This is a genomic window from Streptomyces agglomeratus (assembly GCF_001746415.1).
GTDB classification, from domain to species: domain Bacteria; phylum Actinomycetota; class Actinomycetes; order Streptomycetales; family Streptomycetaceae; genus Streptomyces; species Streptomyces agglomeratus.
This window is the reverse complement of sequence record NZ_MEHJ01000001.1, coordinates 6,609,343-6,626,822: the sequence shown is the minus strand read 5'-3', so window position 1 is coordinate 6,626,822 and position 17,480 is coordinate 6,609,343. Positions and strand designations below refer to the sequence as shown.

The 17,480-nt window shown below is 71.9% G+C and carries 12 protein-coding genes; 6 read left to right on the top strand and 6 right to left on the bottom strand.

What is annotated here, in order from left to right; genetic code table 11:
- Window positions 1-28 precede the first annotated feature (28 nt).
- A complete protein-coding gene (locus AS594_RS29045; protein ID WP_069935482.1) occupies window positions 29-2,332 on the top strand; it encodes a glycoside hydrolase family 31 protein in 2,304 nt (767 codons plus the stop codon).
- A gap of 272 nt (window positions 2,333-2,604) precedes the next feature.
- Here the strand turns inward: AS594_RS29045 and AS594_RS29040 are convergent, their stop codons facing one another.
- Window positions 2,605-3,201 carry an NUDIX domain-containing protein gene (locus AS594_RS29040; protein ID WP_079148762.1) on the bottom strand — a complete coding sequence of 199 codons (597 nt, stop codon included), beginning with the start codon at window positions 3,199-3,201 and terminating at the stop codon, window positions 2,605-2,607.
- On the opposite strand from AS594_RS29040, the gene AS594_RS29035 reads away from it, so the two are divergent.
- The 4 genes from AS594_RS29035 (at window position 3,200) to glpK (ending at window position 7,196) form a co-directional block, all read left to right on the top strand.
- Window positions 3,200-4,003, top strand: a complete 804-nt coding sequence (locus tag AS594_RS29035; protein WP_079144358.1) for a M15 family metallopeptidase — start codon at window positions 3,200-3,202, stop codon at window positions 4,001-4,003. The genes AS594_RS29040 and AS594_RS29035 overlap by 2 nt on opposite strands.
- Window positions 4,004-4,135: 132 nt before the next feature.
- Entirely contained in the window at window positions 4,136-4,483 is a 348-nt protein-coding gene (locus AS594_RS29030) for an Mpo1-like protein (protein ID WP_069929788.1), read from the top strand.
- Between the two features lie 320 nt (window positions 4,484-4,803).
- On the top strand, window positions 4,804-5,529 hold the full coding sequence (locus AS594_RS29025) for an MIP/aquaporin family protein (protein WP_069929787.1): 726 nt from the start codon (window positions 4,804-4,806) through the stop codon (window positions 5,527-5,529).
- 134 nt (window positions 5,530-5,663) lie between these two features.
- Window positions 5,664-7,196, top strand: coding sequence for a glycerol kinase GlpK (gene glpK / locus AS594_RS29020; RefSeq protein ID WP_069929786.1), 1,533 nt, complete (start codon window positions 5,664-5,666; stop codon window positions 7,194-7,196).
- A gap of 66 nt (window positions 7,197-7,262) precedes the next feature.
- Here glpK and AS594_RS29015 read toward each other — a convergent pair whose 3' ends face one another.
- From AS594_RS29015 to AS594_RS29000, 4 genes are read right to left on the bottom strand one after another with little or no spacing between them, the layout of a single operon-like run.
- On the bottom strand, window positions 7,263-7,868 hold the full coding sequence (locus tag AS594_RS29015) for a GTP-binding protein (RefSeq protein ID WP_069929785.1): 606 nt from the start codon (window positions 7,866-7,868) through the stop codon (window positions 7,263-7,265).
- Window positions 7,849-8,247, bottom strand: a complete 399-nt coding sequence (locus tag AS594_RS29010; protein WP_069929784.1) for a DUF742 domain-containing protein — start codon at window positions 8,245-8,247, stop codon at window positions 7,849-7,851. The genes AS594_RS29015 and AS594_RS29010 overlap by 20 nt, the downstream gene beginning before the upstream one ends.
- A gap of 10 nt (window positions 8,248-8,257) precedes the next feature.
- Window positions 8,258-8,719 carry a roadblock/LC7 domain-containing protein gene (locus AS594_RS29005; RefSeq protein ID WP_069929783.1) on the bottom strand — a complete coding sequence of 154 codons (462 nt, stop codon included), beginning with the start codon at window positions 8,717-8,719 and terminating at the stop codon, window positions 8,258-8,260.
- Window positions 8,716-11,499 carry a sensor histidine kinase gene (locus AS594_RS29000; RefSeq protein WP_069932133.1) on the bottom strand — a complete coding sequence of 928 codons (2,784 nt, stop codon included), beginning with the start codon at window positions 11,497-11,499 and terminating at the stop codon, window positions 8,716-8,718. The genes AS594_RS29005 and AS594_RS29000 overlap by 4 nt, the downstream gene beginning before the upstream one ends.
- Before the next feature lie 427 nt (window positions 11,500-11,926).
- Here AS594_RS29000 and AS594_RS28995 point away from each other — a divergent pair, with 427 nt between their 5' ends.
- Window positions 11,927-12,415, top strand: coding sequence for a hypothetical protein (locus AS594_RS28995; protein WP_240509100.1), 489 nt, complete (start codon window positions 11,927-11,929; stop codon window positions 12,413-12,415).
- A 40-nt stretch (window positions 12,416-12,455) separates the two neighbouring features.
- Here the strand turns inward: AS594_RS28995 and AS594_RS28990 are convergent, their stop codons facing one another.
- Entirely contained in the window at window positions 12,456-17,450 is a 4,995-nt protein-coding gene (locus tag AS594_RS28990) for a hypothetical protein (protein ID WP_069929781.1), read from the bottom strand.
- Window positions 17,451-17,480: the final 30 nt, after the last annotated feature.

Here is a 17,480-nt window from a genome sequence, read left to right as displayed (position 1 = left end):
CGTTCGGACGGGTGGCAGGGTGAGCCGCATGGACGGTCGTGACCTGGTGCGCTCGATAAGACTGATCGGCACGGTGCGGTGGCCGCGCTTCGCGCGGTCCGCTGTGCGGCGGAGTCGTACGGATGCCCGGGGGCCGGTGCGGCGGGGGGCCGAGCGGGCGAGGGTGCCCGGAGAGCTGGCGGGCGCGGAGCCGCAGCCGGGTGGCGGAGTGATGCGTTTCGCCCGTTCCGAGCTGCGGGTGATGGTCGCGGCGGGCGGGGCGGTGTTCTGGGGCTGGGACGGCGCGGGTCCTGAGCCGTCGTACGCGCTCGCCGGTGCGTGCCCCGGGCCGGACACCAGGGCGGAGCTGGAGCCCGACAAGGACGGCGGCTGGCAGGTCGTGTCGGAGCGGCTCACGGTCGCCGTCTCCCGGCACGGCGCCGTCGAGGTCCGCACGCCGGGTGGTGCGGTGCTCCGCAGGGACCTGCCGCCGCGCTGGTGGGAGCCGATCGGGGGCGGGACCGGGCGCTGGCTCCAGCGCAGCGAGGTGCCCGCCGACGCGAGGTTCTTCGGGCTGGGCGGGCGGTCTTCGGGGCTCCGGCTGCGGGATGGCACGTACCCCTTGGGGCATTCCGGTCCCGGCGGGAGGCTGGAGCCGGGTGACGGCTCCGGCCCCGTCGCCATGCCCGTGCGGCTGGTGGTGTCCGACGCCGGGACGCACCTCGTCTTCCACGACAGCGCGTGGGAGGGCAGGGTGACGCTTCGGGAGGGCGTGGAGGGCGACGGGTCGGGCCACGACCGGCCGGGCATCAGTGAGCTGCGGATGGACGGGGGGCCGCTGCGCTGCTGGGTGGTCGCCGGGACGCCGGCGCGCGTGCTGCGGGGCTGGACCGCGCTCACGGGTGCGCCGGCGTTGCCGCCGTCGTGGGCGCTGGGTCCGCAGCATGTGTGGCGGGGGGACTGCGGTGAACAGGAGGTGCGGCGGATCGTCGACGGTTACGGGGAGCGCGGGCTGCCGCTGTCCGTACTGCACGTGGACGGCTGTGAGGGTCTTCCTGGGCTGCCGCGGCTCGCCGGGGAGCTCAGGGAGGCGGGGGTGCGGCTGGTCTCGGTTGTCCGGCCCGGTGTGGGGGTCGTGCCCGGGAACGCGTTGTACGAGAGCGGAAAGACCGTGGGGGCGTTCCTGCGCGACGTGCGGGGAAACGAGGTGCGCGGTGCTCTCGGGTCCGGGGCATGCGTGTATCCCGATTTCACCGCTCCACGCGCGCGTGCCTGGTGGGGATCGCTGTACGAGGAGCGCCTCGCCCAGGGGTTCTCCGGCGTATGGCACGAGATGAATGAACCGGTCTCCCGTGCGATCGGTGGGCCGGCGCTTTCGCGCGCCGCCCGGCTCGATCTGGAGGGCCGAGGTGGCGATCACCGGGAGGCGCGCAACGTCTACGGGCTTGGGATGGCTCGCGCCGGTTACGAGGCCCTGCGAAACGGCCGTTCCCGGGAACGGCCGTTTCTTGTCTCCCGCTCCGGATGGGCCGGCATACAGATGTACGGCGGTGTCTGTGCCGGGGAGGTGCCCACGGGCTGGCCCGGGCTGCGTGCCGCGCTCTCCCTGGTGCTCGGTCTCGGGTTGTGCGGGGTGCCGTACGCGGGAACCGATGTGCCGGGGGCCGGTGAGACGTCTTCCGCCGAGCTGTATCTGCGGTGGTTCCAGCTGGGCTCACACCTGCCCTTGTTCCGTACGGGGGCGGCGGTCGCCTCGGGGCACGGGGAGCCGTGGGCGTTCGGTCCGCAGGTGCTCGGACACGTGAAGGCGACGCTCGCCGCACGGGAACGGCTGCTGCCGTACTTCGTCACGCTGTCCCATCTCGCCCGCCTCACCGGCGCGCCTTATGTGCGCCCCGTGTGGTGGGGTGCCCCCGAGGAGCGGGCGTTGCGGGACTGCGAGGACGCCTTTCTGCTCGGGGACTGCCTGCTGGTCGCTCCCGTGCTGGAAAGCGGGGCGGACCGCAGAGCGGTGCGTCTGCCGCGCGGCCGGTGGTACGACACGGCCACCGGCAAGGCGTACGACGGCCCCGGCCGGGTGCTTCTTGAGGCACCGCTGTCGCGCATCCCCGTGCTGGCCAGGGCCGGCGCCGTGATTCCCGTGCGTGGTGAAGACGGTGGATTGGCGCTCGAGGTGTGGACGCCTGTTGCCGGGCGTACCGGGGGCGGGCTTCTCGTAAAGGACCCAGGGGACGGCTGGGAGCGCGCGGAAGTCGAGCGGTTCACGACGCGGACCACTGGTAGTGGCCGGGTGGTGGTGGAGCGGAAGGGTGGTGGGGACGTGGGGCTGCCTGTGCTCGTGCGGGGCGGCTGAGCGTGCGGTGCGCATGGGCGGGGCCGATGGTGGGACGCGTGCCTGTCCGGCGATGCGGTCGGCCTCCGTCCGGGGCGACTGGTGGGTGCGTTCACGGGCGGTGATGCCGTCGGCGCCGGTGCGGGGCGACTGGTGGGTGCGCTTCGGGCAGTGCTGCTGTCTGCGCGCGTCCTGGGCGGCGTACCCAGGAACGCTTTGTTCGACGTCTCAGGTCGAAGTGTCCGGGTCGACGTCTCCCGGTTGACGTACTGGGCTGGCGTACTGGGGAACGGTCAGTCCGAGTGGCGGTAGCTGCCCGCGAACCAGCGGCGTACCGCTTCGGTGTGCAGGGGGAAGGCCAGCTCGGCTGGTTCGCGCAGGAGGTGCCAGCCGGTCGTCTCGGCGGTGGGAGCGGAAGGGGGCAGGCCGGCGGCTGCGCGTTCGGGGAGCAGTCCGAAGAGGAGCAGGTGGCCGGCCGGAGAGCTCAGCGCGTCGGCGAGGCGTACCTGTCCTGCCGCCGCCTCGATGCCCGTCTCCTCGCCGAGTTCGCGTACGACCGCGTGACGCCAGTCCTCGCCGTGGTCGATGAAACCGCCGGGCAGCGCGGTTCCCCCGAACCGGGGCTCGATGGCGCGGGTGACGACGATCAGTCCCGTGTCCTGTCCATCACGTACGGGCAGGAGGGCTACAGCGACAGGCAGCGGGTTGCGATAGGCGGTGTCGCCGCAGCCGGCGCAGGTGCGGGGCCAGCCATCGGCCGACCGGTACGGCGCTCCGCAGCTGGAGCAGTGGGAGTCCCTGACGGGCTTCTTCGTGGGTACGGACACGCGCGGACTGTATCCGATGGCCCTTTCCCCGGGGGCCGTTGACCTGATAGACGGAGGTGCCATGACACGACTTGCCTCCGCTCTGCGTGCCCTGGCCACCGCCGCCACGCTGCTCGCCGTGACCGCGGCCTCCCCGGCGGCGCACGCGAGGCCCGAACCGAAGGCCCCTAGGGAGTTCGCGTCCCTGCGGTCCGTTGATCCGACGATCATGCAGGAGATGCGCTACACCACCGCGCACAATTTCGTGGGCGCTCCCGTCGACGGCTACCGGCAGCCTGTCTGCATACTCACCAGGCCGGCGGCCAACGCTCTGCACGAGGCACAGAGGAAGCTGCTGCGCCGTGGCTATTCGCTCAAGGTGTACGACTGCTACCGGCCGCAGCGGGCCGTGGACCACTTCGTGCGGTGGGCGAAGGATCTCGACGACGAGGAGATGAAGGCGGAGTTCTATCCGCATGTCGCCAAATCGCGTCTGTTCGCGGACGGGTACATCGCGGAGAAGTCGGGTCACAGCCGGGGCAGCACTGTCGACCTGACGCTGGTGAGGCTTCCCGCGAAGGCCACGAGGCGGTACGTCCCCGGCGAGCGGCTCGTACCGTGCTATGCGCCCAAGGATGAACGGTTCCCGGACAACTCAGTCGACATGGGGACCGGTTACGACTGCTTCGACACGCTGTCCCACACGGACGACCCGCGCATCCAGGGCATTCAACGCGCCAATCGGCACCTGCTGAAGGGGGTGCTCGGTGAGCTGGGCTTCGTGAATCTCCCCGAGGAGTGGTGGCACTTCACTTACAAGCCCGAGCCGTTCCCCGACACGTTCTTCGACTTCCCCGTAGCCCGCCGGTCGGTGGCCGGGCACTGACGCGGTCCTGGCCCCCGGGGAGGGACGGGCGGCGCGGGGCCACCCCCGTGGGTCCCGTCCGCCCGTCCCTTTCTCCCTCTCGGACGCGACAGGGCCGTATCCGGTTCTCCGCCCAGCCATTACCGTGCGCCTATGCAGCAGCGGACTTTCGATTCGTACGAGGAATTCTGGCCCTACTACGTGGCGATGCACTCCAGGGCAGCGACCCGGTGGGTGCATCTCACCGGCACCCTCACCGGCCTCGCCGTCACCGTGTACGGCCTGACGCGTGGCCGGAAGCGGTACGCCGCCGCCCTGCCGCTCATCGGGTACGGCGCGGCCTGGCCGGCTCACTTCCTGATCGAGAAGAACAATCCGGCCACCTTCGGGCACCCCGTCTGGTCGCTGCGCGGTGACGTACAGATGATCCGGATGATGCTGGCGGGCCGTGACAGGGAACTCGCCGAGACCGCCGCCAAGTGGCTCGCGGAGAACGACTGAACGGGATCGGCTGCCCCCGCCCTTCCGCCGGTGGTTGACGTCCACCACCTTGACGCTCCCTCACCACCGGTGAAGACTTTCCCGTTGTCAGTCGGCGTCGCCGTTACGACGGCTCCCGGGAGCGCCGGAAGTCTGTTCCCGGGTCTCCCCCTTCTGCGGTTCAGGGGCCTCTCCCCACGGGCGATCGCGCCGGCTCGGCATGCTCGTACCGGACGCCGGGCGGGGAACGCGATCCCCTGCCTCCGGCTCAGCAGCCATGGAAAACGCACCCTGCACTTCAGAGCCGGGGCCCCGCCCCGGGCGAGGGCCTAGGAGCCGCCATGAGCAACGGGGACATCTTCATTGGTGAGGTCATCGGCACCGCCATCCTGATCCTGTTCGGCGCCGGTGTGTGCGCCGCGGTCACGCTCAACCATTCCAAGGCGAAGGCCTCGGGTTGGATCGTCATCTCCTTCGGATGGGGCATGGCCGTGCTGGCCGGGGCGTACACCGCCGCTCCGCTGTCAGGCGGGCATCTTAATCCCGCGGTGACCGTGGGCATCGCCGTCGACACCGGCGAATGGGGCAAGGTCTGGGTCTACGTGCTCGGGCAGATGGCGGGCGCGATGCTCGGGGCCGTACTCGCGTATCTCGTGTACTACGCCCAGTTCGCCGCCAACCGGGACGAGGAAAAGGCTCTGCCGACTCTGGGGATCTTCTCCACCATTCCGGAGATCCGCAGCCCTGCGGCCAACCTGGTCACCGAGATCATCGCGACGGTGGGACTGGTGCTGCCCGTCCTGGCGTTCGGGCTCACCGAGGGGCTCGGCGAGTCGGGCACACAGGTGCTGATCGTGGCCCTCCTGGTCGTCGGCATCGGTCTCTCGCTCGGCGGCCCCACGGGGTACGCGATCAATCCGGCCCGCGACCTGGGGCCGCGCATCGTCCACGCCGCACTGCCGATCCCGAACAAGGGGACGTCCGACTGGGGTTACGCCTGGGTGCCCGTGGCGGGCCCGCTGATCGGCGGCGCCCTGTCGGGTCTGATCTACAACGCGGCCTTCTGAGAACGTCCTTCGGGGCAACGCCACCGGAGAGCCGCCTCCGGAATGCCATTTCGAGCCATGAGCAACAAGCCCTGAACAGTGACCGCTGGTTCTGGGCAGTGAGCGCTTCAGCCGAGTTCGGACGAGGGGACCTCATGACGGAACGAGTCGGGCAGACCGAGAAGTACGTCGCCGCCATCGACCAGGGCACCACCTCCAGCCGTTGCATCATTTTCGATCACAGTGGCGCGATCGTCGCCATGGACCAGCGGGAGCACCGCCAGATCTTCCCCAAGCCGGGCTGGGTGGAGCACGACGCGACGGAGATCTGGTCCAAGGTGCAGGCCGTGGTCGCGGGCGCGCTGGCGAAGGCCGGCCTGCGTGCCGGGCAGCTCAGCGCTCTGGGCATCACCAATCAGCGTGAGACGACGGTGCTGTGGGACCGGGCGACGGGCAAGCCGGTCCACAACGCGATCGTGTGGCAGGACACGCGTACCGCCGCGCTCTGCAACGAGCTGGGCGGCACGGACGGGCCGGACCGCTTCAGGGAGGCGACCGGTCTGCCGCTCGCGAGTTACTTCTCCGGACCCAAGGCGGCCTGGCTGCTCGACAACGTTCCCGGGCTGCGCACCCGCGCGGAGCGGGGCGAGATCGCTTTCGGCACCATCGACTCGTGGCTGATCTGGAATCTCACCGGCGGTACGGACGGCGGCGTACACGTCACGGATGTGACCAACGCCGGGCGCACCATGCTGATGGACCTGCGCACGCTCCAGTGGGATCCGGCGATCCTCTCCGCCATGAACGTTCCCGAGGCCGTACTGCCGGAGATCAGGTCGTCGGCGGAGGTGTACGGGACGGCTGTGGGGCAGCTCTCGGGTGTGCCGGTGGCCTCGGCGCTCGGTGATCAGCAGGCGGCCGTGTTCGGGCAGGCGTGTTACGACGTGGGTACGGCGAAGAACACGTACGGGACGGGCAGCTTCCTGCTCCTCAACACGGGCGGCCGTCCGGTTCCTTCGAAGAACGGGCTGCTCACCACCATGGGCTACAAGATCGGCGGGGAGGCCCCGGTCTACTGCCTGGAGGGGGCGATCGCGATCACTGGTGCGCTGGTCCAGTGGTTCAGGGACCAGCTCGGGATCATCCGCTCCGCCGACGAGATCGAGACGCTCGCGGGAAGCGTCGACGACAACGGCGGGGCGTACATCGTGCCGGCGTTCTCGGGTCTGTACGCGCCCTACTGGCGTTCCGACGCGCGGGGTGTCGTCACCGGTCTCACTCGGTACGTCACGAAGGCCCATCTGGCGCGGGCCGTCCTCGAGGCCACCAGCTGGCAGACCCGGGAGGTCGTCGACGCGATGTACCAGGACTCGGGGGTGGCCATCACCACGCTGAAGGTGGACGGCGGCATGACGAAGAACAACCTGCTGATGCAGCACCAGGCCGACGTCCTGGACGTTCCTGTCATACGGCCGAAGGTCTCCGAGACCACGTGCCTGGGCGCGGCGTACGCCGCCGGCCTGGCGACCGGGGTGTGGTCGGGCCTGGACGAGCTGAAGTCGCACTGGCAGCGGGACGTCGAGTGGACGCCTCGGATGGAGGCGCAGGAGCGCGACCGGGAGTACCACAACTGGCGCAAGGCCGTGGAGCGCAGCTTCGGCTGGGAGGAGGAAGACGGCCAGGGCTGAGCGCACCGGCTCCTGGCTTCCCGGCCGTGGCCCGTACCCCTGTCGGCGGGGGTACGGGCCGCCCGCTCAGGTGGCCGCTGTCTGGCGCCGGTCCGCCGAGCGGGCCAGTGCGTGCTCGACCACCGCGATCAGCACTCCCTTGACGGTCTCGCGGTCCCGCGCGTCGCAGAGCAGCAGGGGCACGCCCTCGTCGAGGTCGAGCGCGGCGCGCACCGTCTCCGCCGGATAGCGTTCGGCGCCCTCGAAACAGTTGACGGCGACGGCGAAGGGTATGCCCCTGCGCTCGAAGTAGTCGATGCCGGCGAAGCAGTCCTCCAGGCGGCGGGTGTCGGCGAGCACCACCGCGCCGAGGGCCCCCTGTGCCAGTTCGTCCCAGAGGAACCAGAACCGGTCCTGGCCGGGCGTACCGAAGAGGTACAGCACCAAGTCCTCGCGGAGCGTGATGCGTCCGAAGTCCATCGCCACCGTGGTGGTGCTCTTGTTCTCGACGCCTTCGATGTCGTCGACGGGGCGGCCCGCCTCGGTGAGAGCCTCCTCGGTGCGCAGCGGTCTGATCTCGCTGACGGCGCCCACCAGGGTGGTCTTGCCCACCCCGAAGCCTCCCGCGACGAGGATTTTGAGTGCTACTGGTTCCACCAGTCGCTTCTTGCGGCTAGAGCGCCCGAAGACCATTGATTACCTCGCGAAGGATGCTCTCGTCCGGCAGCTCGGCCGGAGGGACGGGTCGTGTCACGTGCACCAGCTCGTCTTCGACGAGGTCGCCGACGAGCACTCTGACCACCCCTACCGGGAGGTCGAGACCCGCCGCGAGCTCGGCGATCGACTGCGGCGCCTCACTGCACAGTTCGACGATCTCGACGTGCTCGGGAGCGAGCGTCTGGTCCCGCCCGGGGTCGTCGGCGGCCGGTTCGGGGACGACCAGGGCGATCAGGTCGAGCCGGTGCCGGCTCGCACTGCTCGTGCGGCCCCTCGTCATCGCGTACGGGCGTACGACGGGGCCCGCTTCGTCGTCGAACCAGTGCGCCGATCCCTGGTGGCCTGCTGCGCTCATCTCAGCCCACTCACCCTCCGGCGGGCAGACCGGAGCGTGGCGCGGTCGTCAGGTGGACACCGACCCGCTTGACCATCAGCGTCATCTCGTACGCCACCTGTCCGACATCGGAGTCGGAGTCGGACAGCACCGCGAGGCAGCTGCCGTCGCCGGCGGCGGTGACGAACAGGAACGCGTCGTCCAGTTCCACGACGGTCTGCCGGACCCGGCCGGCGTCGAAGTGCCGGCCGACGCCCTTGGCGAGGCTGTGGAAGCCGGAGGCGACGGCGGCGAGGTGTTCGCCGTCTTCGCGCGTCAGGTCCCTGGAGGTGCCGGTGGGAAGCCCGTCGCTGGAGAGCACCAGGGCCTTGCGGATACTGCCGACGCGGTCGACCAGCTCGTCGAGGAGCCAGTTGAGCTCTCCCGAGCCGCGGCCTGTGGTCCCTGTGCTCCCCGTGGTGTCGTGTGCGGCTGTGGCGTTCGGTGCGGTCATCGACCGTCCCTCTCTGGTCTGGTTCCTGGTGCTGTCCCGCCGGGGCCCGGCTCGTCCTCGGCGTTCTGCCGACGGCCGCGCTGCCATCCGCGTTGGAGTGAAGCCATACGGCTGCGCACTTCCTCCGCCTCGCGCTGGGCCTCCTGCGCAGTGGCCGGTGCGTCGTTCGCGGGTTCGGTGCGGCCCGTGGTGGCCTCGCGCAGCTGCGGGGCGAGACTGGCCTGGCGGACACGGCGCGGCAGTCCGCCCAGCGGGAGGCCGTGGGCCTCGTCCGTGGGAGCGGATTCCCGTGCGGGTGGTGAGTGGGGTGTGGTGCGTGCCGGATCCGTGGGTGCGGCGGGGGTGCGTCCGCGGCCGCCGACGCGGCGGCCGTTGTCGGCCACCAGTGTCGGGGCGTTGCGGCGGGGCAAGGGGATGGGCCCCTCGGGACGTACGCTCTCGCCGTTCTCGGGAACGTAGTCGGACGCCTGCTGGTGTTGCTCACCGGCGGCTTCACGGGAACGCTCGCGGGAACGGTCCCATGAGCGGTCGCGGGACCGTTCTGGGGAACGGTCACGGGGACGTTCCGGGGAACGGTCGCGGGATCGTTCACGGGAACGGTCGCGGGCCTGGAACAGTCCGCCCCGCTCGCTCTCCGTGTCCTCGATGTCGGCCACGTCGGACACCTCGGCCAAGCCGCCGCGCGACGCTTCCTCAAGGCCCAGGGCTCCCAGGGGCGGTTCGAGTTCGACGGGGCCGTCCAGAACCGCCTGGGCGGCCAGCTCGGCGGGCAGACGCGAGAGCGTCGTCAGTGGCTTGCGACGGCCGCCCGGCCCCGGCTCTCCGGTGTCCCGTTCCCCGGCGGCGTGCTTGCGGTCGAGCCGGAAGCCGGTTCCGTTCGTCTCGGGAGCGTCCGTGAGCAGGGCGGCCGGGATGAAGACGACCGCGGTGGTTCCGCCGTACGGCGACTGCTGGAGCGAGACCCGGACGTTCTGGCGCTGGGCGAGCCGGCTGACCACGAACAGCCCGAGCCGGTCGGTGTCCGACAGCTCGAACTCGGGGGTCTCGGCGAGCCGCAGATTGGCGTCGAGGAGGGCCTCGGGCGTCATACCGAGGCCGCGGTCGTGGATCTCGAGGGTGAAGCCGTTGGCGACGCGCTCGCCGTGCACCTGGACCGCTGTGTGCGGGGGTGAGAACACGGTGGCGTTCTCCAGGAGTTCGGCGATCAGGTGGGTGACGTCGGCGACCGCGGGCCCCCCGACGCCGATGCGCGGCAGGCGGCGTACTTCGATGCGCTCGTAGTCCTCCACCTCGGCGACGGCCGCGCGTACGACGTCCATGAGCTGCACGGGCTTGCGCCACTGCCGGGACGGGGCCGCGCCCGAGAGGATGACCAGGCCCTCCGCGTGGCGCCGCATACGCGTGGTCAGGTGGTCGAGGCGGAAGAGGTCGGCGAGCTCGTCGGTGTCCTCGGTACGGCGTTCCATGGTGTCGAGGAGCGTGAGCTGGCGGTGGAGCAGGACCTGGTTGCGGCGGGCGAGGTTGACGAACACCTCGGAGACGCCGCGCCGCATGTCGGCCTGCTTGACGGCCGATTCGACGGCGGCGCGCTGAAGGGTGTTCAGGGCCTTGCCGACCTGGCCGATCTCGTTCTTGTCGTATTCCAGACGGGGCGCCTCTGTCTCCACGTCGACCTCCTCGCCCGCTGCCAGCCTGCGCATGACGCTGGGCAGCCGGACGCCGGACACCTCGTGGGCCTCCTTGCGCAGCCGGGACAGGTCACGGATGAGGCTGCGGCCGATGCGTACCGACAGGAAGAGGGAGACGATCAGCGCGAGGAAACCGAGTACGCCGGCGGCGGCCGCCTTGACGAGGACGCCGAAGGCGATGGGCTCGACCTTGTCCTGGTAGCGGTCGCCCGCCTCCTTGCCCTCGCGGGCGAGGTGGTCGAGTACGCCGGTCGCGCCTTCGTTCCAGCTCTTGGCGGTGACGGCGCGCGGGCTCTGGGTGGCGCCCGCGGTGACGAGGCGTTCCTCGGCGGTGCGCAGCGGTTCGGTGGCCGGGCTGTCCCAGTAGTCCGCGAACGCCTCGCGCTCGGTGGTGGGGAGGAATTCGAGATTGATGTCGTACAGGAGCTTGCGGTTCGCGACGAGGCCCGAGATCTCGCGGATCTCGGGTGCGTCGAACTGGCCGGCGACGAGACCGGACGCGATGAGCGCGTCTTCGCGGGAGAGCATCTCCCGTGCCCGGGTGAGGCCGACCAGGGCCCGCCCCTGCTTGTCCATCTCCACGTCCTCGAGGGCGTGGAGGGTGGTGAGGAAGGAGTAGCAGGGGTCGATGAGCCGGTTGTAGCGGTCGAGTGCCTGACGCCGGGTGACGGTGCTGTTCTCGACCGCGCCGCGAAGTGTTTCGATGCCGTCGAAGGCTTCGAGGAGCGAGGCCAACCGTTTCGCCGCCCGGGGGCGCAGGTCTTCGCGTACGCCGGGGTCCTGTGCGCGTGCCTTGATTCTGGCGACGGATTCGTCGGTGGCCGCGCGGGCGCGGCGGAGGGTGGCGAGCGCGTCGGAGGCGCGGGGGTCCGCCAGGTAGATGAGTGTCTGCCGACGCTCCCGCTGGATGACCTCGACCGTTTCGTCGAGGGGATAACCCACCTGCTCGACGATGTGGGCCACGTCCAGCAGTTGGCCGGCCTCGCGGCCGGTGATGACGGTGGCGAATCCCCAGAGTGAGGTGAGGGACACGAGCGGCACCAGCAGCAACGCCACGATCTTCCGGCGGATGGACTTCCCGCGAAAGCGCATGGCCTCCCCCTGCTCGGCCCCCGCGAGACGGGGGTTGGTGTTCCGTCAATAAACGGCGTGAGCCTACTACTGTCCCTCGCGCAACTCGAAGGCATGTCCGGACGATTTTCAGCCGTACTCGGGTGCGTTGATCATGAGTTGTCATGGAATTCCATGAGTTGACGGACGCGGCTGCGACAAGGCACACCTGCGTATACGCCCGTCGCCCCATAGGGGCAGATGGCTGGAATTCTTCGTTTCGCGGGAATCTTCACGGCCGGCCATTCGTCCTGCTGTACGGGGGAAACGAACCCGTTGAGGCCGTACGCGTCACATTCGCCTCGCGGGGGGCGGCGTAAAAGGGCGCAATGCGGGCAGCCACTCGTGAAGGCAGATGTTCCGCGCCCGAGTTGAGGGGCACGCCAGGCGGCGGTGGGGAGAAGGTTCGATGGATACGGAAGAGCGCCGTACGACGACATCGTCAGCGGCGTACGCGGCGGACGAGGGCGTCGGCGATCACCGGGGGGTCGAGACGGCCGGTGCTCCGCGGCAGTTGTGGGTGGAGGAACCCGCCGTGCGTCCCCGACTGCCGGATCCGGTACGTACGGCGGCCGTACGCGCCGTCATCATCACGTCCCTGACGATAATGCAGGCGCTGGTGGCCTACCTGTGCACGCTGGCGGGGTCCTGGCTGGCCTTCCCGATTGTGCTGAGCAGCGTGGCCAGCACGGTGGTCGCCACCTGGGGCGTGCTGGACGTCTGGGTCACCCGCCAGGTGTGGAACCAGCGCCACGGCGTGGTGTCCGTCCCGAGCAGTACGGCGCGCCAACTGCGGCGCGAGCGGCGGAAGGCGCGCCGGACGGCCCGCAGGGCTGCCCGGTCCGGGCACCGCGAAGAGCGGAGCCACAGGGGCACGGGCCGGCTCTCCCAGGCGTGAGAGAGCCGGGCCGGGGCCGCGTATCAGGGCAGGCCGCCGGTTACTCGGCCGACGCCGGCGTTCGCTTGAACATCCGCGTCGCCGTGATCTCGCCGTGCACCGTCTCGCCGTCGGGGTCCTGCTGCGGCAGCCCCGGCCTCAGGTGCTCCTCCACGCTGATGTACTTGAGCCCCGCCCGGAGGTCGGCGTCATTGCGCAGCCGGATGACCAGGGGGAACTCGGCGAGAGCCGTCGTGTCGAACAGCCCTGTCGTGTACAGCAGCTGCACGCCGAGGGCGTCGGACACCGCCCGCTGGAGCTCCAGCAGATACGTTGCGTTGGCTCGGCCGATGGGGTTGTCGAGGAACAGCGTGCCCGCGTGCCGGTGCTTGTCGCGTCCCCGGTCGTTGCTGCGCAGCGCGGCCATCGTGCAGTAGAGCGCGATCGCGGCCGTGAGCAGCTGGCCGCCCGAGAACACGTCGCCCATCTGACCGACCGGCACCCGCTCGGCGCGCAGTACGGCGTCCGGCTTGAGGATCTCCACCGAGATGCCCTTCGGCTGGAGCGCGGCCTGAACACCCCTCAGCAGCAGTGACATTCCATCCCTGCGGAGGTCGGAGTTCTTCTTGACGGCTGCGCTGGTCGCCTCGTCGATGACCTCGCCGAGGCGCTCGACGAGCGTCGCCTGGTCCGGCTCCTCGAACCGGATCCGCAGGAACTCCTGCCCGGACCACTCCCCGAGGCCCTCCGGCAGCTGGGAGAGCCGCTGGGCCGAGCGGAGCGTCGCCAGAGCGGACTCGACGAGCCCGCGGAGCCGGTCGACGATGCTGTCCCGGTTGCGCTCCAGCTGCGCCAGCTCGTCGGTCAGTACGCGCAGCCGGGGCTCGAACGCCGCGGCCCACGCCGCAGCGTGTTCGGGCAGCGCGGCCGCCGGCAGTTCCCGGATCTGCTGGCGCGCTGGGGTGCGTACCTGCTCGTACCGCGTGGAGTTGGCATGCCGCACGAGTACGTCGCTCGCCTCGCGCACCGCGCCCTCCGCGGCGGACAGCTCGGCCGCGCACCCGCGCAGCAGACGGCGGGACTCGGCCGCGGACTGCCGTGCCTCCTCCAGGCTGCCCGGATACGGATCGGGCTCCTGGGCCCCCTCGTCCTCCTGGTGGTGGTCCCGGAGCAGGTCGCGCAGCAGCGCCGCAGTCTCGTCGAAGCCGCCCGCCGCGTCCTCGGCCGCGCGGTGGGCCCGGAGCAGCTCGGCGTGGGCGGCGCGGGCGGAGTCGAGCGCGTCGGTACGGGCGGCAAGTTCGGCGGTGGCGGTGCGCAGCAGCGCCTGGGCGTGCTCCGCGTCGGCGGGCACGAGGCCGTCGGGCAGCTCGGTGTGCTCCGTGCCGTCCTCGGGGGCGAGGCGCTCGGCCTCGCCGCGCAGCCGGCCGAGCTGCTCGCTCGCGGTGGACGCCCGCGACTCCAGCATCTGTACGAGCGACTCGGCGCGGGCGACGGCGGCCTGGCGGGACGGGCCGTCGGCGCCGTCCGTGCCTTCCAGCATGAGGGCGGCACGGGTGCGGACCTTGTTGCTGAGGCGGTTGAGCTCTGCGAGTGCGGCGCTCTCGTCGCTCTCCGCCCTGGCCTGCTCGGCGCGCAGGTCGGCGCCGACGCCGACCTTCTCGTACAACTGGGAGGCGGCGCGGTACGCCTCGCGCAACGCGGGCAGCGCGACGCGCGGCGCGTCGTCGTCCGGCTCCGGCAGTGTCTCGGGCGCGCCGGCGATCTCGGCACGCTCGGCGCGCAGGGTGCGCGCCGTCCGGTGGGCGTCGTCGGCGGCGCGCTGGGCGGCGCGGCGGTCCTCGTCGGCCCCCTTGGCGCGCTCCAGGCAGACCGTGGCCCTCGCCTCCAGCTCCGCTGCCTCTTCGGTCAGTTCACGTACCTTGACCAGCCAGCCGGCGCGTTCGCGCAGGCGGTGCGCGAGACCCGCGAGGGCGTCGGCGACGCGGCGGGCGCGCTGGGCGGCGTCCTGTCGCTCGTCCCTGATGCGGGCGGCGTCGGCGGCGGCCTCGTCGGCCTCGGCGCGTACCGTGCGGGCCTCGGCGAGCGCGGCTTCGGCCGCCTCCGCCGTCTCGCCCGCCGTCCTGGCCGCCTCCGCCAGTTCGGTGAGCATGCCGGGCGGGCAGTCGGCGCGCCAGGAACCGAGGCGGGCCGCGAGCGTACGGTCGCCGGCAAGCCGGGCCGCGAGCCTGCGGATCTCCTCGTCGCGGGCGGTGGCCCTGGCGCGCAGCGCCTGCCGCTCCTCGTCGGCCGCGTGCTCGTCGTGCATCGCCGGGTTCGGCGGTACGAGGAAGACGTCGGTGCGGTCGGAGGGTGAGTCGCCCGGCGCGGGTACGGGCGCCAGGAGCGCGGCGGCGGTGCCGACCGCGACGGCCGAGCGGGGCAGCAGCGCGGCGCCGGCGAGGGCTTCGCGGGCGCGGACGTGGGCGTCGGGGTCGGTGATGACGACGCCGTCGACCAGCTCGGGCCGGGCGGCGAGCACCGCGGCGTGGTCGGCGGGGGCGACGGCCTGCGCGAGGTAGCGCCAGCCCGGCAGGGCCGGGATGCCGTGCTCGCCGAGGAACTCGACGGTGGCCAGGACGTCGGGGCCGGGGGGCAGCAGCCCGCCGTCGCCGAGGGCGCCGAGGATGCGGGCATCGTCGGCGGCGGCGGTACGCAGCTCGAAGAGCTGGCGCTCGGCGGAGGTGATGCCCTGGTCGAGGAGGGCGAGGAGGTCCTCGGCGTTGCGGTCCAGCTCCTCCACGGTGAGCGGCCCCTCGGCGGTACGCCGGGGGGTGCGGGGGCCGGGCGCGGATACGGTGATGCGGCCGAAGGCGCCGGTGCGGTCGGCGGTGTCCCGCCGGCCGGTGACGTCGTTCTCCTCGTCTCCGGCGCCGGGGCTCGTGTCCGTACCCGCGTGTGCGTCCGGGCCGGCGCTCTGCCCCGGGACGCCGGGGTGGGTGCCGTCCGCGGCGCCACGGTCGCCGGTGGCGCTCGTGCCCGGCGATCCGTCCCGCCGGAGGCTGCCTTCGGGCTGCCCCTCGTCGGCGCCTGTCGCCGGGTCTCCGACTGCTGTGTGCGCTCCTTGGCGCGTCGGCCGTCCGTCGGCTCCGACGGCTCGCGCGGCGGACGTGCCGTCCGTCGCGGCGGCTCCCCGGCGCGGCTGCGGTACGGAAGCGGCCGTGGCCGCGGGCGCCGACGGCAGGCTGAGCAGCTCCGCCAGCCGCTCCTCCGCCGCCAGCGACTGCGCCGCCCGGCGCTCCGCCTCGTACGCGTGCTCCGCGCCCTGGGCGGCGTCCGCCGCGCGGGCAGCCGCGAGTTCGGCGCGGGCTTCCTCACCGGCCGCTTCCTTCGCCCGGTCCGCTGTCGCGCGGGCGGCTTCACGGGCCGTGTCCCAGGCGGCGACCGCCGTCTTCTCGGCGTCGGACGCGGCCAGCGCGGCGCGCGCCGGGTCGGCGTCCGGGGCCGTGTCGTCGAGCCAGCCGGCGCGCACGGCCTCCGCCGTTTCCTGTTCGACCTCGGAGAGCCGCTGGCGGAGGTGACCGGCCTCGCTCCGGGCGCGCTGTGCCTGGGTCGCGGCCGTGGTGGCGTCGCGGTGCGCCGCCTCGCCGGACTCCTGGAGGACGGCGGAGCGCTCTTCCTCCTCGGCCGCGACGCGCTCGCCCTCCTCGGCCGCCGCGTGCAGTGCCCGTACGAGCTCACCCGCGGCCGTGGCACGGGCGGCCAGTGCGGGGGCCGCGTCGCGCTCGGCCTCACGGATGGCTACGGCGACCCGTGCGGCACGGTCCGCGGCGGCGCGGTGGCGCAGCACGGCCTCGGCGGCCTGCCAGGCGGCGTGCAGGGTGCGGGCGTCGGCGAGCTCCCGGCGCTGAGCCGCCGCGGCCTTCTCGGCGGCGGCGAGGGCCAGCGAGGCGTGCCGGTAGGCGAGTTCGCTGGCGATCAGGGAGCTGCGGCCGCGTGCCTGCTCGGCCTCCGTGACGGTGTGCGCCGTGACGGTGACCTGCTGGGCGAGCTCGGCCGTGCGGCCGCGCTCCTCGCCGGCGCGCGCGGAGAGCCGGCGGGCGAGTGTACGGGTCCTGCGCTCGGCGCCCGCGTGGACGTCACGGGCCCGGACGCGGGTCTCGGCGGCGTCGACGATGCGGCCGAGCAGGTCGACGGAGCCCGCGGTGAAGTCCCGCTCGGCGGTGAGTTCGGCGCGGCGGCCGAGCTTGTTGCCGAAGCCGTGCACGAGGTCGGCGAGACCGTCGGTGTCCCTGGTGTCGGTGACGGCGCGCAGCAGCAGGTCGGTGAAGTCGGAGTCCTTCTTGACGGCGAAGAGTCCGGCCGCCTCGCCTTCGTCGGCGTTCATCTCCCGCTGGTAGCGGAAGAGCTCCGGGTCGAGTCCGAGGTCGCCGAGGTGTTCGTTCCAGCGGTCGTGGATCTCTTCCCAGTGGACGTCGAGGTGCGGGTACGCCTTGCCGGCCTCGGTGACCGCGTCACGGAAGCCCTTCATGGTGCGGCGGCGCCCCTGCGCGCCCGAAACGCCCTCGCCGTACGGGCGGACGGCGGTGGACTCGGCGACCGGCAGCGAGTCCAGGCTGAGCCCGGGGCCGGGGCGGAAGGAGTACCAGGCTTCCGCGAACTTCCGGGGGTCGTTGGACACCTGGCGCCCGCGCCACTCGCTCACCTTGCCGACGACCACGCACTCGCCGGTGAGCGTGTGCTGCCATTCGAGCGCGACATGACCGCAGTCGTCGGCGAGCAGGAACTTGCGCAGTACGCCGGAACTGGCGCCGCCGAGTGTGTTCCGGTGGCCCGGCAGCATCACCGAGAAGATCAGCTTGAGCAGGACGGACTTGCCGCCGCCGTTCTCCAGGAACAGCACGCCGGCGGGTGCGGGCCGGCGCGGCGGGCCGACCGGCTCGTCCTGGAAGAACTCCGCCTGGGTGGGTGCGGGGTTGGGCACGGGCTCGCCGACTCCGCGCAGGTCAAGCACGGTGTCGGCGTAACGCGCACCGGCGGGCCCGATGGAGTAGAGGCGGACCCGGGACAACTCGTACATGGCGGCGGACTCTCGTCGTAAGTCGTGAAG

Coding starts and splice junctions, on each gene's coding strand:
- AS594_RS29040 (WP_079148762.1), bottom strand. CDS start 3,201: ATGGCACCTCCGTCTATCAGGTCAACGGCCCCCGGGGAAAGGGCCATC.
- AS594_RS29000 (WP_069932133.1), bottom strand. CDS start 11,499: ATGCGCTTTCGCGGGAAGTCCATCCGCCGGAAGATCGTGGCGTTGCTG.
- AS594_RS29010 (WP_069929784.1), bottom strand. CDS start 8,247: ATGAGCGCAGCAGGCCACCAGGGATCGGCGCACTGGTTCGACGACGAA.
- AS594_RS29045 (WP_069935482.1), top strand. CDS start 29: ATGGACGGTCGTGACCTGGTGCGCTCGATAAGACTGATCGGCACGGTG.
- AS594_RS29035 (WP_079144358.1), top strand. CDS start 3,200: ATGACACGACTTGCCTCCGCTCTGCGTGCCCTGGCCACCGCCGCCACG.
- AS594_RS29005 (WP_069929783.1), bottom strand. CDS start 8,719: ATGACCGCACCGAACGCCACAGCCGCACACGACACCACGGGGAGCACA.
- AS594_RS29025 (WP_069929787.1), top strand. CDS start 4,804: ATGAGCAACGGGGACATCTTCATTGGTGAGGTCATCGGCACCGCCATC.
- AS594_RS28995 (WP_240509100.1), top strand. CDS start 11,927: ATGGATACGGAAGAGCGCCGTACGACGACATCGTCAGCGGCGTACGCG.
- AS594_RS29030 (WP_069929788.1), top strand. CDS start 4,136: ATGCAGCAGCGGACTTTCGATTCGTACGAGGAATTCTGGCCCTACTAC.
- AS594_RS28990 (WP_069929781.1), bottom strand. CDS start 17,450: ATGTACGAGTTGTCCCGGGTCCGCCTCTACTCCATCGGGCCCGCCGGT.
- glpK (WP_069929786.1), top strand. CDS start 5,664: ATGACGGAACGAGTCGGGCAGACCGAGAAGTACGTCGCCGCCATCGAC.
- AS594_RS29015 (WP_069929785.1), bottom strand. CDS start 7,868: ATGGTCTTCGGGCGCTCTAGCCGCAAGAAGCGACTGGTGGAACCAGTA.